This window comes from Streptomyces sp. NRRL S-118 (assembly GCF_000716335.1).
Lineage (GTDB): Bacteria > Actinomycetota > Actinomycetes > Streptomycetales > Streptomycetaceae > Streptomyces.
The window spans coordinates 125109-139829 of record NZ_KL591028.1; the positions used below are offsets into that span (position 1 = coordinate 125109).

11 protein-coding genes are annotated in these 14721 nt (G+C 73.1%); 7 read left to right on the forward strand and 4 right to left on the reverse strand.

Annotation, left to right across the window (positions count from 1 at the left end; genetic code table 11):
• Positions 1 to 70: 70 nt before the first annotated feature.
• Entirely contained in the window at positions 71 to 1855 is a 1785-nt protein-coding gene (locus tag IH00_RS0132170; protein ID WP_199819850.1) for a S8 family peptidase, read from the reverse strand.
• Positions 1856 to 2159: 304 nt separating this feature from the next.
• Here IH00_RS0132170 and IH00_RS0132175 point away from each other — a divergent pair, with 304 nt between their 5' ends.
• The 3 genes from IH00_RS0132175 (at position 2160) to IH00_RS38000 (ending at position 7731) form a co-directional block, all read left to right on the forward strand.
• Positions 2160 to 3347, forward strand: a complete 1188-nt coding sequence (locus tag IH00_RS0132175) for a phospholipase D-like domain-containing protein (RefSeq protein WP_031079616.1) — start codon at positions 2160 to 2162, stop codon at positions 3345 to 3347.
• Between the two features lie 389 nt (positions 3348 to 3736).
• Positions 3737 to 5611 (forward strand): CASTOR/POLLUX-related putative ion channel, encoded by a 1875-nt coding sequence (locus IH00_RS0132180; protein WP_031079617.1) that lies wholly within the window; start codon positions 3737 to 3739, stop codon positions 5609 to 5611.
• Between the two features lie 209 nt (positions 5612 to 5820).
• Positions 5821 to 7731, forward strand: a complete 1911-nt coding sequence (locus IH00_RS38000; RefSeq protein ID WP_052411793.1) for a flavin monoamine oxidase family protein — start codon at positions 5821 to 5823, stop codon at positions 7729 to 7731.
• A 109-nt stretch (positions 7732 to 7840) separates the two neighbouring features.
• On the opposite strand, the gene IH00_RS38005 is transcribed toward IH00_RS38000, so the two are convergent.
• The gene (locus IH00_RS38005) at positions 7841 to 8149 is read right to left on the reverse strand and encodes a DUF6355 family natural product biosynthesis protein (RefSeq protein WP_039947632.1); all 309 of its coding nucleotides are present in this window, start codon (positions 8147 to 8149) and stop codon (positions 7841 to 7843) included.
• A 143-nt stretch (positions 8150 to 8292) separates the two neighbouring features.
• Here IH00_RS38005 and IH00_RS0132195 point away from each other — a divergent pair, with 143 nt between their 5' ends.
• The 4 genes from IH00_RS0132195 to IH00_RS0132210 all read left to right on the forward strand — a co-directional run bounded on the left by IH00_RS0132195 (position 8293) and on the right by IH00_RS0132210 (position 12959).
• Positions 8293 to 9135 (forward strand): helix-turn-helix transcriptional regulator, encoded by an 843-nt coding sequence (locus tag IH00_RS0132195; protein ID WP_063835459.1) that lies wholly within the window; start codon positions 8293 to 8295, stop codon positions 9133 to 9135.
• A 105-nt stretch (positions 9136 to 9240) separates the two neighbouring features.
• On the forward strand, positions 9241 to 9921 hold the full coding sequence (locus IH00_RS0132200) for a DUF4230 domain-containing protein (RefSeq protein WP_031079620.1): 681 nt from the start codon (positions 9241 to 9243) through the stop codon (positions 9919 to 9921).
• A 217-nt stretch (positions 9922 to 10138) separates the two neighbouring features.
• Positions 10139 to 12499 (forward strand): hypothetical protein, encoded by a 2361-nt coding sequence (locus tag IH00_RS0132205; RefSeq protein ID WP_052411795.1) that lies wholly within the window; start codon positions 10139 to 10141, stop codon positions 12497 to 12499.
• Positions 12500 to 12554: 55 nt separating this feature from the next.
• A complete protein-coding gene (locus IH00_RS0132210) occupies positions 12555 to 12959 on the forward strand; it encodes a hypothetical protein (RefSeq protein ID WP_052411807.1) in 405 nt (134 codons plus the stop codon).
• 103 nt (positions 12960 to 13062) lie between these two features.
• Here the strand turns inward: IH00_RS0132210 and IH00_RS0132215 are convergent, their stop codons facing one another.
• Entirely contained in the window at positions 13063 to 14016 is a 954-nt protein-coding gene (locus IH00_RS0132215) for a GNAT family N-acetyltransferase (protein WP_031079623.1), read from the reverse strand.
• A 93-nt stretch (positions 14017 to 14109) separates the two neighbouring features.
• The gene (locus tag IH00_RS38010; protein ID WP_234335035.1) at positions 14110 to 14673 is read right to left on the reverse strand and encodes a hypothetical protein; all 564 of its coding nucleotides are present in this window, start codon (positions 14671 to 14673) and stop codon (positions 14110 to 14112) included.
• Between the last annotated feature and the right edge of the window lie 48 nt (positions 14674 to 14721).

Below are 14721 nucleotides of genomic sequence, written 5' to 3' on the forward strand. Positions count from 1 at the left end.
CCGGAACGGCACTGCCGTTGCGCGCCCGGTCGGGGCACGCAACGGCAGTGACGGGTGCGAGGGGCCCGGCTCAGAAGGTCAGGTTCCAGGCGTCGATCCTGCCGGTGTCCTGGGTCGCGATGTCCCGGACCCGGAGTTTCCAGGTGCCGTTGGCGGCCTCGGCCGAGGCGTTGACGGTGTAGGTCTTGGCCACGTTGTCGGTGCCGTCGTTGTTGGCGAAGTCCTCCAGCAGGTACACCGTGCCGTCGGGAGCGACCAGGGAGACGACCAGGTCACCGCGGTAGGTGTGCTTGATGTCGACACCCACCTTGAGCGTGGCCGGTGCATTGCCGCTCAGGCCCGAGACGGTCAGCGGGCTCTCCACGGTCGCGTTGTCCGCGACCGCGACGTCCGTGGTGGTCTCGAAGTACGAGCCGGGGGGCGGGGTGGAACCGGCGACGGCCTTCAGCGCGTCGGTCTGCCCCTCGCCGAAGAAGCCGTTCTTCGTGGCCGTACCGGTGCAGCGGCTGTCCGACGGGCAGGCGACGTCGCCGGCCTGGACCCCGAGCCTGGAGCGCAGGTCCGCCGGGGTGGCGGCCGGGTCGGCGCTCGCCATCAGCGCGGCGACGCCCGCGACGTGCGGCGAGGCCATCGACGTACCGTTCTTGTTGCCGTACTTGCCGCCGGGCAGCGTGGAGTAGACACCGGACGTGCCGTCACCGCCGGGCGCGGCGATGTCGATGACGCCGTTGCCGTAGTTGGAGTACGAGGCCTTCACGTTGCCCTTGCCCATCGCGGCGACCGTCACCACGCCCGGCAGCTCGGTCGGGATGTCGAGGCAGGCGTTGGTGATGGTGCGGGTGACCGGGGTGGAGTCGTTCGGGCTCTGCGTGTCGACCGTCTTGTTCGCCAGGTCCAGGTTGGAGTTGCCGGCCGCCGCGACCTGCAGGGAGCCGTGGCGCTCGGCGTACTCCTGAGCGCGCTTGACGCCCTCGATGATGGCGGCCTGGTCGGCGTTGTCCGGGCAGTTGAACTGCCACGGGTCGGTGTAGTAGCTGTTGTTGGTGACCTTGAAGCCGTGGTCGCCGGCCCACATGAGGCCGCAGATGGTGTTCTCCGCGAAGAACAGCCCGCTGCCCGGCTCGGCGATGCGCACCGCGGAGATCTTCACCCCCGGCGCCACACCGACGACACCCTTGCCGTTCTTCGCGGCGGCGATCGTACCGGCGACGTGCGTGCCGTGGGTGTCGATGTCCCGCCAGGCGCCCACGCGGGTGTCCGGCTTGCCGTACGCGCACGAAACGGAGTCGGCGGCGTTGAAGTTCGGCGCGATGTCCTGGTGCTGGTCGTCCACGCCCGTGTCCAGCACGCCGACCTTGACCGTCGCCGACCCGGTGGACACCGCCCACGCCTGGTCCGCCTTGATCTGCGTCATGTCCCAGCGCGTCAGGCTCTCCGTCAGCGTGGTCGGCGACTGGGCCGGGTTCGCCGGGAGGGCGGGGTTGTACGCGTCCGCCGGCACGTCCGAGGTGCGCGTCGCGCCGACCTGCTGGACTCCGGACACACCGCGCATGGCCGAGGCGAAGCCGGCCGACGCCGAATGCGCCACGACCACACCGATCGCGTCGTAGGACGCGTACACCGAGCCGCCGTTGGCGGTCACCGCCGCCCGCACGGCCGACGTGTCACCGGGTGCGGCGATGACGAGGTAGGCGCGGGTCCCGGCGGCCCAGCTCGCCGCGGGCGCCTGAGCTGCCTGAGGCTCCTGGGGCGCCGTGCCGACGGCCACGGCCGGCGTCCCGAACGCGAGCGTGGCGCCGAGCGTGACGGCGGCGACCACAGGTGTCCGGAACCGGCTGAATATGTGAGGTATCAATGCGTCCTCCGAGTCCCGGCTTGCCGGTCGGGCCGCCGGGCCGAATGTGTAGGGGGCGAACGCACGATGTCAGACACCCCAACAGCGCAGGAAGAGGGGAAACCCTTGCACTTCACCCGGCAGTGATCGAGGCCGTACGCAGCGGCACCCGCCTCCGGGGACCACGCCGCCCCACGCGGCACACCGGCTCCGCGCGCCTCAGCACTGCCGGGCCACGACCGCCGGTCGCACGGCTGTTGCGGTGGCCTTGTTCGGGGCACCTGTCACACAGGCCGGTTCGCCCCCACTCAGCAGGAGGTTCGTCATGACCAGCACCGGACACCCCGCAGCCGTGAGCGAGGCCCGCAAACAACGGCTGAGACGCCGGCTGGAGCGGCTGATCGGCGTGGCCGCCACCGAGGGCAACGAGCTCGTACCGCTGCGCAACGGCGATGAGATCTTCCCGGCCATGCTGGCCGCCATCCGCGGTGCGGAGCACACCGTCGACATGATGACGTTCGTCTACTGGCGGGGCCGGATCGCCCGCGACTTCGCCGCCGCGCTCGCGGAACGCGCCCGGGCGGGTGTCCGCGTACGGCTGCTGCTCGACGGCTTCGGCGCGCGGCAGATCGAGAACGACCTCCTGGACACGATGGACGCGGCGGGGGTCCAGATCGCCTGGTTCCGCAAGCCGTTCTGGCTGTCGCCGTTCAAGCAGAACCACCGCTGCCACCGCAAGGCCCTCGTCGTCGACGAGCACACCGCCTTCACCGGAGGGGTCGGCATAGCGGAGGAGTGGTGCGGCGACGCCCGCAACCCCGGTGAGTGGCGCGACACGCACGTACAGGTGCGCGGCCCGGCCGTGGACGGCATCGCCGCCGCGTTCGCGCAGAACTGGGCCGAGTGCCACGACGAGCTGTACGACGACCGGGACCGGTTCACCGAACACGCCCAGCACGGCACGTCGGTCGTCCAGGTCGTCCGCGGATCGGCGAGCATCGGCTGGCAGGACATGCAGACCCTCATCCGGGTCATGCTCACCTCGGCGGAGGAACGCTTCCGCCTGGCCACCGCCTACTTCGCCCCCGACACGTACTTCATCGACCTGCTGTGCGCGACCGCGCGCAGGGGAGTGCGCGTGCAGATCCTGCTGCCCGGGCCGTACACCGACCAGCGTGCCTGCCAACTGGCAGGCCAGAGCCACTACTCCGAGCTCCTGAGCGCGGGCGTGGAGATCCGGCAGTACCAGCCGACGATGATGCACGCCAAGATCATCACGGTGGACGGGGTTGCTTCCCTGATCGGTTCCACGAACTTCAACCGCCGCTCCATGGACCACGACGAGGAAGTCATGCTGGCGGCGCTCGACGAGACGTTCACCGCCACCCTGGACGAGCACTTCGACCAGGACCTGGCGGACAGCGCCGTCATCGACCTCCGCCGCTGGAGGCGCCGCGCCGCGCTGCAGCGCCTCAGGGAGGCGGCGGTCACCCCGATCCGCCGGTTCCTCTAGACGGCGAGCACCCCGGTCCGCCGCTTCCTCCAGGCGGCGAGCACCCCGGTCCGCCGGTTCTTCCAGACAACGAGCACGGCCGCGACACGCCCGCCCCCGGCCGGCTCCCGTTCTCGATGGGATGAATCACCACGGGATGCGGATGCGCCGAGGGCACGGGGCCACACGCTGGTGCCGTGCGGAGGACGAGTGATGACGCAGGCCGGCAGCAGGGTGCGGACCATGGGGGCGAAACCCACGAGAACCGCCCGGACCACGAGGCGCCGGGCCGCCCGGGCACGGACGGCGGAGCCCCGGGCGGCGCGGACGGCAGGGGCCCGGCGCGCGACGGGACGCCGCGGCCGCAGTCCCCGCCCCGTGCGGACGCGGGGACGACGGAGCGAACGGCCTTGGGACAGCGCGCGTGGTACTGGTTCGACACAACGCTCGCCGGTGGCACGTCCGTCCTCATCGGATGGCTCGTGGCCGCCTGCCTGGCCGTGGTGGTCCCCACAAGCGCGGTGCTGGTCTGGACGGACCGCCGGGCACCCGACTCCCTGTCGGGCAAGCTCGCCGCGGTCTGGAGGAACACGGGGGAGACGCTGCGGCTGGGCGGCGAGGGAGGATCCCCCTTGCGGATCGCGCTGTCGGTGCTGCTCGCCCTCGTCGCCCTGCTGTACGTCTCCACTCTCGTCAGCCTCATCACGACAGGACTCAGCGAGAGGCTCCTCGCCCTGCGCAGGGGCCGTTCCGCGGTGCTGGAGCGCGGGCACGCGGTCGTGCTCGGCTGGTCGGAGCAGGTGTTCACGGTCGTGTCCGAGCTGGTCGAGGCCAACGCCAACCAGCGCCGCGCCGCCGTGGTGGTCCTCGCCGACGAGAACAAGACGGAGATGGAGGAAGCACTCGCCGCCAAGGTGGGCCCCACGGGCCGCACACGGCTCATCTGCCGCAGCGGACGCCTCACCGACCCCAACGACCTCCTGCGGGTGAGTCCCGCCACCGCCCACGCCGTCGTGGTACTGCCGGGCGACAAGCCGTCGGAGGACGGTGAGATCGTCAAGACCCTGCTCGCCCTGCGGGCGGCGGTCGGCGACGAGAGTCCGGTGCGCATCGTCGCGGCCGTGCGCGACGACCGGTACCGGCTGGCCGCCACCCTCGCGGCCGGGCCGCACGCCTCCGTGCTCGAAGTCGACGACATCACCGCCCGGCTCGTCGTCCAGGCCGCCCGCCAACCGGGCCTGTCCGCCGTGCACCAGGAGCTGCTCGACTTCGAGGGCGCCGAGTTCTACACGGTCACCGAACCCGCGCTCACCGGCCGCACCTTCGGCGACGCCCTCCTGGCGTACCCCACGTCCTGCGTGGTCGGTCTCGTCCGCGACGGCGGAACCGTGGCGCTGAGCCCACCGCCCGACACGGTGATCCGGCCCGACGACGCCCTGGTCGTCATCGCCCAGGACGACGACACCACCGTCCTGCCCCCCGCACCCCCGGCCGTGGACCCCACGGTGATCGTGCCGCGCCCGGAGGTCACCGCCCGCCCCGAGCGGGTGCTCCTGCTCGGCTGGAACCGCCGCGCCCCGAGGATCGTCACCCAGCTGGCCCGCTGCGCCCTGCCCGGCTCCGTCCTGGAGGTCGTGGCGGAGGGCGGGAAGACGACCGCCACCGCCGTACGGGTCTCCGGAGCCGCGGCCGGTGGCGCCCTGTCGGTCGTCTTCCGGCGCGGCGATCCGACCAGGCCCGGCACGCTCCACGCCATCGACGCCGCGGCCTACGACAGCGTCATCGTCCTCGGGCCGGACCGGGGGCACGGCGACCACGGCGAACCGGACGACCGGACCACCCTGCTGCTCCTGCGCGCCATGGAGCGCGCGTCCGGGCGGGAGATCCCCGTGGTCACCGAGATGACCGACGACCGGAACAGGGTCCTCGCCCCGGTCAGCCCCGGCGCCGACTTCATCGTGAGCGGCAAGCTGATCGGCCTGCTGATGTCCCAGATCTCGCAGAACCACCACCTCGCCCCGCTGTTCGAGGAGCTGTTCTCCCCCGAGGGCAACGGAATCCACCTCCGGCCCGCTTCCCACTACCTCCGGCCGGGGTGCGAGGCCACCTTCGCCACGGTCGTCGAGTCGGCGCGGCGCCGCGGCGAGTGCGCCATCGGCTTCCGCAGCCCCGCGGGCCCGGAGGCCGCGGCGGACCGCGACCCGGGCGTACGCCTCAACCCGTGCAAGGCGACGCCGCGCCGGTGGTCCGGCCGCGACGAGATCATCGTGATCGCCAGGGACTGACGACGCAGGTCGCGGCGTGTCTCCCCGGTCTCCCCGAGTTGACGCCGTCCCCTGTTCGGGGGGCCTTGCCCGGTATCCCCGTGACGCCGCGCCCCACTCCACTAGGAAGGGCGCATGACTCAAGATCACGAGGACCTGACTTCCGGAACGCCGCTGTCCCGGCGCCGGTTCGCGACGACCCCCTCGCCGGTACCGCCGGCGCCGCATCGGTGACCCCCGCGGCGGCCGCGAACGCGCCCGCGCCCGCAGCCCCGCCCTCCCCGGGCTCCAAGGGGCGGGCGGCGGACTTCGAGCGGTGCCTGGCGGTGGCCCGCGCCCTGCTCGTCGTGGACGAGCACGACCGGCCCCTGGTCCCCGGCTACGCGCGCATCCTCGAGGAAGGCCTGCCCCGGCGCACCGGCCCTGGGAAGAAGGTCCTCGTCGTCGGCGCGGGGCCGTCCGGCATGGTGGCCGCATGGCTGCTCCGGCGCGCCGGGCACCGGGTGACCGTCCTGGAGGCGAACGGCAACCGCGCGGGCGGGCGGATCAAGACCTTCCGCACCGGCGGACACGAGAAGGCGCCGCAGCCCTTCGCGGATCCCGCCCAGTACGCCGAAGCGGGAGCCATGCGCATCCCCGGCAGCCACCCCCTGGTGATGGGCCTGATCGACCGGCTCGGCCTGCCCAAGCGCCGGTTCCACTACGTGGACGTCGATCCCGACGGCCGCCCGGCCGGCCGCACGTGGATCCACGTCAACGGCATCCGCATGCGCCGCGCCGACTACGCCCGCGCGCCGCGCCGGATCAACCGGTCCTTCGCCGTCCCGCGCGCCCACTGGGACACCCCCGCGGCGACCATCCTCCGCCGGGCCCTGGACCCCGTGCGCGACGAGTTCAGCCACGTGGGCGCCGACGGCAAGCGGGTGGACAAGCCCCTGCCGGAGCGCGTCCAGGGCTGGGCCCGGGTCGTGCAGCGCTTCGGCGACTGGTCCATGTTCCGGTTCCTCACCGAGCACGCCGGACTGGACGAGCGCACCATCGACCTCGTCGGCACCCTGGAGAACCTCACCTCCAGACTGCCCCTGTCCTTCATCCACAGCTTCACCGGGTCCTCACTCATCAGCCCCGACACGGCCTTCTGGGAGCTGGAGGGCGGAACGGCCGTCCTGCCCGACGCGCTGCTGGGCCACGTCCGCGACCTGGTGCGCTTCGACCGCCGGGTCACCCGCATCGAGTACTTCGACCCCGGCCGGCCGGACGGCGACGTGCGGCACGTCCGTGCCGACGGCCCGCACGTGTGGGTCGACACCGTCTCCGAGGGCCGCGACGGCCCGGTCGTGCGCGAGCAGTTCACCGCCGACGCCGCCGTCGTCACCGTCCCGTTCTCGGGTCTCCGGCACGTGCAGGTGGCGCCGCTGATGTCCTACGCCAAGCGCCGGGCCGTCACCGAGCTCCACTACGACTGCGCGACCAAGGTCCTCCTCGAATTCAGCCGCCGCTGGTGGGAGTTCAGCGAGGAGGACTGGAAGCGGGAGCTCGGCCTGATCGGCCCGGAGCTGTACGACGCCTACCGCGCCGGCGGCGCCGCCGCGGACGGAAGCCTGCTGGGCGCACACCCCTCCGTACCCCGCGGGTACATCACCCCCGCCCAGCGCGTCCACTACGCCGCCAACCGGCACACCACCCGCGACCAGCCCGAGGCTTCGCACGTCCGCGGCGGCGGCTCGGTGACGGACAACGCCAACCGTTTCATGTTCCATCCCTCCCACCCCGTGCCCGGCAGCCGCGGCGGCGTGGTCCTCGCCTCGTACAGCTGGGCCGACGACGCGCTGCGCTGGGACTCGCTGCCCGACGAAGCCCGCTACCCGCACGCCCTGAGCGGCATGCAGCAGGTCTACGGGCAGCGCATCGAGGTCTTCTACACCGGTGCCGGCCGTACCCAGAGCTGGCTGCGCGACCCGTACGCCTACGGCGAGGCATCCGTGCTCCTGCCCGGACAGCACACGGAGCTCCTGCCGTCCATCCCCGCCCCGGAAGGACCCCTGCACTTCGCCGGCGACCACACCTCCGTGAAGCCGGCCTGGATCGAAGGGGCTCTGGAGTCGGCCGTACGGGCCGCCCTGGAGGTGCACACCTCGTGACCCGGTAGCGTCCGCCGGCCGGCCGCGGAAACAGCGGACGCCCCGCCGGCGGGATACGGCGGGGCGTCCGGCGGGATACGGCGGGGCGTCCGGACCGGGGCCGCGGGTGTCAGCAGAGCCGGCCCGCGTACCAGGCGTACTTGACGATCGAGGTGGGGCCGAGATAGGTACGCCCCGGTCCGACGCACTGGTCGTAGCCCGGTGCACCGTGCCGCTCGACGCGGATGACGACCCTCGTGTCGGCACAGTGGTTGTAGTAGGCGATCCCCGCGGCGGCGTCGGGATCCCAGCCGCAGGCCAGCGCGCCGGTTCCGGCGGCCGCGGCCGGACCGGCAGCGGCCAGCCCGCCCGTCACACCGGCGACGGCCATGAGGCCCGCGGCGGTGAGTGCACGGACGATGGAGGGAATACGGGTCATCGGTCTCCTTCCGGACTACTGTCACGGGACAGAGGTGCGTGGGGGTGGACTTGCGCTTGCGGCGGTCGTGCGGCCCGGTGGGGATGTCCGGTACGCCCACGATGGCAGCGGGGCTTTCGCGGTTTCCATGGGTAGAAGTACGTATGGACCATGGAGGGGAGACCGTGCCGTACCTGCCGACGAGCGCCTACAAGCGGATGCTGGACCTCGCCGTGGGCGTCCTGGAAGCCGGATGTCCGGACGACGTCTGGCCGTTGATCTCCTCGGAGCTGCTGCAGAGCCTCGACGGCACGCTCCTGCTCAGGAAGGACGTCGAATGGACCCCGGCCGGCGGCGCCGTCACCGCCTGGCGCAGGGGTTCCCCGGAACCGGACGTGCTGGGCGCGGAGGCCGCCCGGCACATCAGGGAGGGCTTTCCGTTCGCCGGGCACTACGGCACGACGCCGGACCGGGCCCCGCGGACCGCCGCCGAGATCGCGGGGGAGCGGACCTGGCGGCGCAGTGGAACGGCCGTCGCGCTGCGCGAGGAACTCGGCACGGACCAGATGCTCGGCATTCCGCTTCCGGCCTCCGGCAGCACGGTCCAGGGGTTCATCATCCATCGCGCAGGAGCCGACTTCCGTCCCCAGGAACGCCTGTACGCGGCGCAGGTGCAGCCCCTCCTGTCCGGTGCCGCCGCCCAGGCCCGGCTCCTGGGACACTGCCGGCGCACCGAACGGACGGACCCCGCCCGGTACGGGCTGACACCCCGTGAGACGGCTGTCCTCGGGGCGCTCGCGAGCGGACTGCCCGCCACCGGCATCGCCCGCCGGCTGCGCATCTCGGAGCGGACGGTCCACAAGCACCTGCAGAACCTCTACCGCAAGCTCGACACCGTCGACCGCCTGAGCACGGTCCTGCGCGCCCAGGAACTCGGTCTGCTGACGGCACCCGCACCCGCCCGCTCGGGGGAGCGGAGCCGCCGTACGGCCGGCCCGGGAGGCTGAGGGGCCTGGCCCCGGACCACGTGCCTGCAGCAGCGGCGCCAGGGCCCGCCGGGTGTACGGCGACTTCCCGGGAGTGTTCATGACGAGCGCGGGCACGAGGGGCGTGTGGAGACCCTCGACACGACCACCCGCCGCCCACCGGGCGCCGGCCGTGCCCGCCCGCGGTGGTGGATCACGGTCCCGGCCGTACTCCTCTGCCTGCTGCTCCTGCTGGTGCTCGCGGTGCGCCTCGGCCCCCTGCGCGGTCTCGGTGACCTCTTCGGTGAGGAGACCCGGGACCGCTCGGGGCCCGCGCTCCTCACCTCGATCCAGAACATGAGCCGCTACGAGGGCGCGGTGGGCACCTACCAGATCGTCGTCGACCTGGAGAAGGACGCGAAGTTCCTGCCCGACGCCCTCCGGGGCACCCGGACGCTGTACGTCGGCGCCGGCTCGGTGAGCGCGTACGTCGACCTCGGCCGGACCGGCCCGAAGAACGTCACGGTCGACGAGGACCGCACCACCGTCACGCTGCGCCTCCCGCGCGCACGGCTCGGCGCGCCGGCTCTCGACCCCGAGCGTTCGTACGCGGTGTCGAAGCAGCGGGGGCTGCTGGACCGCCTCGGAGACCTGTTCTCCGACAACCCCGCGGACGAACGCGCGGTACACCGGCTGGCCGCCCGCCGCATCGGCGAGGCGGCCCGGGAGAGCGGCCTGACCGCACGGGCGGAGAAGAACACGACCTCCATGCTGGAGGGCCTGCTGCGCTCCCTGGGCTTCCGCACGGTGAGCGTGGTCTACGCCTGACGACGTCTCAGGTCCGCGCTGCGGGCTCCCGTGCACCGCGCCGCCGGTCCTCGCCGACCTGCGGCCCCCGCGAACAGGCCCTGCGGAAAAGGCAGTTCGCTCCGCCCTCGGGAGCCTGCCCGGCCGGCCGGAAAGCGCCTTCCCGTTGTCACGCATTCGGCTGACATCCGGGCGCCGGCTTCCTAGAGTACGGAGTCTCGGGTGGGCAGGGGGAGCCATGAGGCGAGCGGGCGACAAGGGGAGAGCCGTCTTCCTGTGCGGGATCCTGGTGGCGGTGGGCAGCCCCTGGGCGCGCGAGCTGCTACTGGAGTGGTGGCCGCACGAGGGCGTGCTGTTACTGCTGCACCGGGCTCTGTTCGTCCCGCAGTGGTCCACGCCGGTGACGTCCGACGACCTCACGCATGTCGTGACGTGGCGGAACTACACGGCGCTCGCCGGCCTGCTCCTCGGAGTCCTCGCCCTGGTACCCCGGCTCGTGGGCCGGGCGCCGACGCCGGGCATCCGGTGGGTCGCCGCCCTCGGTACCGGCTTCCTCATCTCCCTCCTCAGCACGGTCCTCTCGTGGGCCGTGATCGCCACCTCCGGTCCCGAGGTCCTCATCGCCTTCGGGGGTGACGCCTCCGCCGTCCTCGTCAACTTCACCGTCGACGGCCTCCTCTTCGGCCTGCCACTGGGCCTGCTCATCGCCGTCGTGTACGCCAGGGCCGGCACCGCGGCGCCGCGGTGCCGGCGCCGGACGCCGACCCGTACCCGTGAACGGAGCACCCCCATGGGCACCTCCACACCGGACGCACCCGTGGCCGTCGCCACCGGGACCGTGCCGGGTGATGTCACCCGTTACCTGTGCGCCGCCGCCTACACCGATCCGGTCTTCGTCCGCCGCGTGGTCGAGGGCGTGCTGGGGGACGGGCTCGGTGCGATCGCCGTGTCGCCCGGGGTGGATCTCGTCCCGGTGGCTCGGCACAGTCTCACGGCGCGCCGGCTCCGCCGCCGGCGGGACCGCAGGCTGGCCGCGGCCTACGGTCTCATCGCGCTGTTCGGCCCGCTGTGGCTCCTCTTCGCCCCACTCGCCCTGCGCGTCCTCGGGGGTGCCGCCGCACCGCGGGCGAAGCGCCGCCCGGTACGGGGACGGGACCTGCCGCGGACCTCCGAGGCCGTGTGGCGGCTGGCCGGCGCGGCGACAGCGCTGCTCCTGGCCGGTGCGGCGGCGGGCATGGCGTTGTCGGCCCTTCCGCTTCCGGGCCTGCTGCGCTGGCTGACCGGAGGCTACCTCCTCGGCATCCCACCGCTCCTCGCCGGCCTCGCCGGGGCCGCGCTGGCCCTCCGTATCGTGCTGGACGAGGAGACGGACGTCGACGCACGCATGCGGGGAGCGCTCCGCAGGGACGCGTTCGACCCGGACGGGCTGCCCCGGCCCGGGGCGGTGGAACCGTGGGCGGCCTCCAGGATCGCGGCCGTGGCCGACGCCCAGCGGGGCAACGTCACGTGCTACAGCGGCTTCTCACCGTTCATCGGGTACGGCAGGCGGGAATCGGAATGGGCCCTGGCCCTGCCGTTGCTGCCGTCCGACCCGCCGGGAGGCACCGGACCGGAACTCCCGCGGAGCGTCGCCGGCTTCGACGCCTGGGACGTCGTGGAACGCCTGCGCCACCGCCTCCAGGAGGCTGCGGACGGCGCGCCGCCGGCCACCGGACCGGCAGTACGGGCGCAGAGGAGCGGGCCGGTCCGCCGCGCTCAGGCACCGGGCGACGGCGCGCGCCTCACGGGACTGGTGGTGGAGGACCGGATCTTCGTCAGCGGCCGGGAACTGGCCCAGGAGCCTCCTCTCCTTCCCGACCCCCTGCTCGCTCCCGCCACCCGGCTGTCCGCCGACGACCTGCGGAGGATCGCACTCCACCCGGACGGCGTGGCCCGGCACTGCCTGGCTTCCCATGTGCCCCTGTGGGGCGGCGAGGTGGTACCCAGCCACTTCCTGCACGTGGCGGTCGTGGGCAGGACGCTGCACCTGCGCTGCGAGAAGTTCGTGCTCGGGCCGGTGCGGCGCGAGCTCCACTCGGTCGACCTGCTGCCACCGGCCGACCCCCGTACCGGACGCAGCCCCTCCCTCGCCCTCACGGCACTGCGGCGCACCGGTGGCGCGCTGTGGGCCGCCCCCTGGTCGTGCCTGTCCGACGCTCTCGCCGAGTACCGCAGACCCCGCCGTCTGCGCCGGGAGCTGCGAGCGGCCCTGGAGGACCCCGCCTTCGACCGCGGCGCCCGGGTGAGCGTCCGCGAGGACGCCCAGGGCCCCGAGTACTTCCACCACTTCCAGTCCGGGGACGCCCGGCGGGCGCTGCACGCCCTCGACCGGCATGTACTGGCGGCCGTGCGGGACTTCCTCGACGAGCACGGCGTGGACACGGCCGACTTCCGTGCCCAGACCCAGACCATCCTGAACCACGGCGTCCTGCAGACGGGCGGGGTCAGCGTGGTGGGCAATCAGGCCGTGGGCCCCGGCGCCCGGGCCACCGCCGAATCCGCCACCGCCGCGGCCGGGGCGCCGCCGGCGCAAGCCACCGGCTCCGGCCCGGTCCGGTGACAGCCGGCGTCGTCGTCGGGTGGCACCCGGCACCGTCCAGCAACAGGAGGAGAACGTGTCCGGTCAACCCCATCAGTCTCCCGACGAGCCCTCCCAGGTGCTCAACTTCGGGGTGCAGCAGTACGGCGGCCACAGCCACGTCGCCAACCAGGCAGTCGGCCCGAACGCGAGGGCGGTGGCCGGCCGGATCTCCGTGCAGGCTCCGACCGCCGACCAGCGCGCGCAGGTGGACGCCCTGATCCTCCTCATCGAGCGCCTGCTGGAGGAGCACCGGGCCGCGCTGCCGGACCAGGAGGCACCCCGCGCCGAGCTGCGCAGGCTCCGTGAGGAGCTGGACGAGGGCTCACCCGAGCCGGGAGTGGTACGACGCGCACTGGAACGGCTGACGCTCTTCGCACAGCCCGCGGCACCGCTGGCGGCGGCCGTCGCCGAACTCGCCCGTATGGTGCAGTCGTTCTGACCCATGACGGTACGGGTCCGGCGCTCGCGCGCTCGCCGGACACCACGTCGCGCGACGGCCCGGCGCGCCCGCGCCGCAGGCCCCGCTCGCTCCCCGCGGCCCGTCAGGCCGTGGGGAGCTGTGCGGGCAGGACCACCTCCCAGGTGTCGACCGCGTAGTCGGTGCGCATGCCGTGCGCCTCGTAGATCCGCAGCGCTCCCGACTCGTTCCGGGTGTCCACACCGAGTCCGATGGTGTCGCGGCCGCGTGCGGCGTACGCGGCGAAGGCGTGGCGCAGCAGGTGGCCGGCGATCCCGCGGCCCCGGAACGGCGGACGCACGCCGATGTTGTTGATCCAGCCCATGCTCTGGCGGTCGTTGCGGGAGAACAGCACGGCGACGTCGTCCGCCCCGAGCGAGGCCACCCAGACCAGCGACCAGTCGACGTGGGCGCCCGCGATGTCGTCGAGCCATTGCTCGTACGTACGCGGCTGGTGGTCGAAGTGCTCGCTGAACGTCTCCTGCACCAGGGCGTGGGCGCGCCGCCGGTCCGCCTCGTCGGCGCAGTCGCGCAGCACCAGACCCGGTGGAGGCTCCGGCACGGAGCGATCGGCATCGGACAGCGGGCGCGACAGGACGTGGTAGCGCCGCACCCGCAGCCAGCCCCGTCGGCCCAGCATGTCCACGTCGGTGGTGGGCCGGGCGTTGAGGTGCAGGTGCAGCACGGCGCGGGACGCGCCGTTGGCACCCGCCCGGGCCGCGGCCCGCTCCTCGGCCGTGGCCAGGAGCCGCTCCCCGGCGGCGTCGTGTCCCGGCAGCACGTAGTGGTCGGCATCGATGCGTTCGGCACGGGAGTCGTCCCACACCAGGGCGTAGGCGACGAGACGGTCGCCGGTGAAGGCGAGCCAGGAATCCTCGCGCAGCTCGATCTCCGGGTGTGCGAGCTCGGCCTCGACGGTGTGCAGGTCCGTGTCGGGCCGGCCCGTCTCGATGGTGTCGATCTCGTTGAGCAGGGCGCATATCAGCGGCGCGTCGCCGAGGGTGGCCGGACGGACGGTGAAGAGGGGATCGGATCGCATCAGGTCACTCTCGGCGGCCGGGAGCCGGGCCCGCAAACCATTTCCGCGGGCCGGCGGTGCAACGGTGCGAGCGGGCACCGCCGTCGGCCGTCGTCACCGCTCGGGCACACGCTCGGGCACCTGCGTGAGGAGCAGCCGCCCGTCGGCCCGTATGTTGCACTCGCTTACGGTGCGGGAGCAGACGAAGCCGTGGCCCTCCGGCGTCAGGAGCCGGAGCGTCAGGGTGACTTCGCCGAGCCCCTGCCGGAATCCGTCGTCCTCCACGAACTGGCGGTAGAGGGTGTTGGGCCAGCGCTCCGGGTCGGGATCGCGCCAGATCCGCAGCTCGGAGTGGAGGAAGCGGCACGGCTGCCCGCCATGGGGTTCCTGGAGCAAGGAGTGGCTCAGGGGAAGGGTCCCGAGCAGCGGGACGAGCCGGACGCGCAGATTCGCGTTCTCGACGAGGCGGTGCTGCTGCCAGAAGCGCCCGCTCGGCGCCGTCATGCGCAGCGCGGCGAGCAGATACGGTTCCCGGCTCGGGGCGTGGCGGGGGTAGTCCGGCCGCCACACCGGCCATGCCGGTGCCGCGGGTTCGTGCCCCGGCGCCCCGGCGCCCGTCGGCACCTCGCGCAGATCGGGTCTTGCGTCCTCGTTCACGTTCGCCCCCGGTGTGATCACCCGGGGACAGGTTACTGGGCGCGCGCTGTGCGACAGCACACTTCAGGC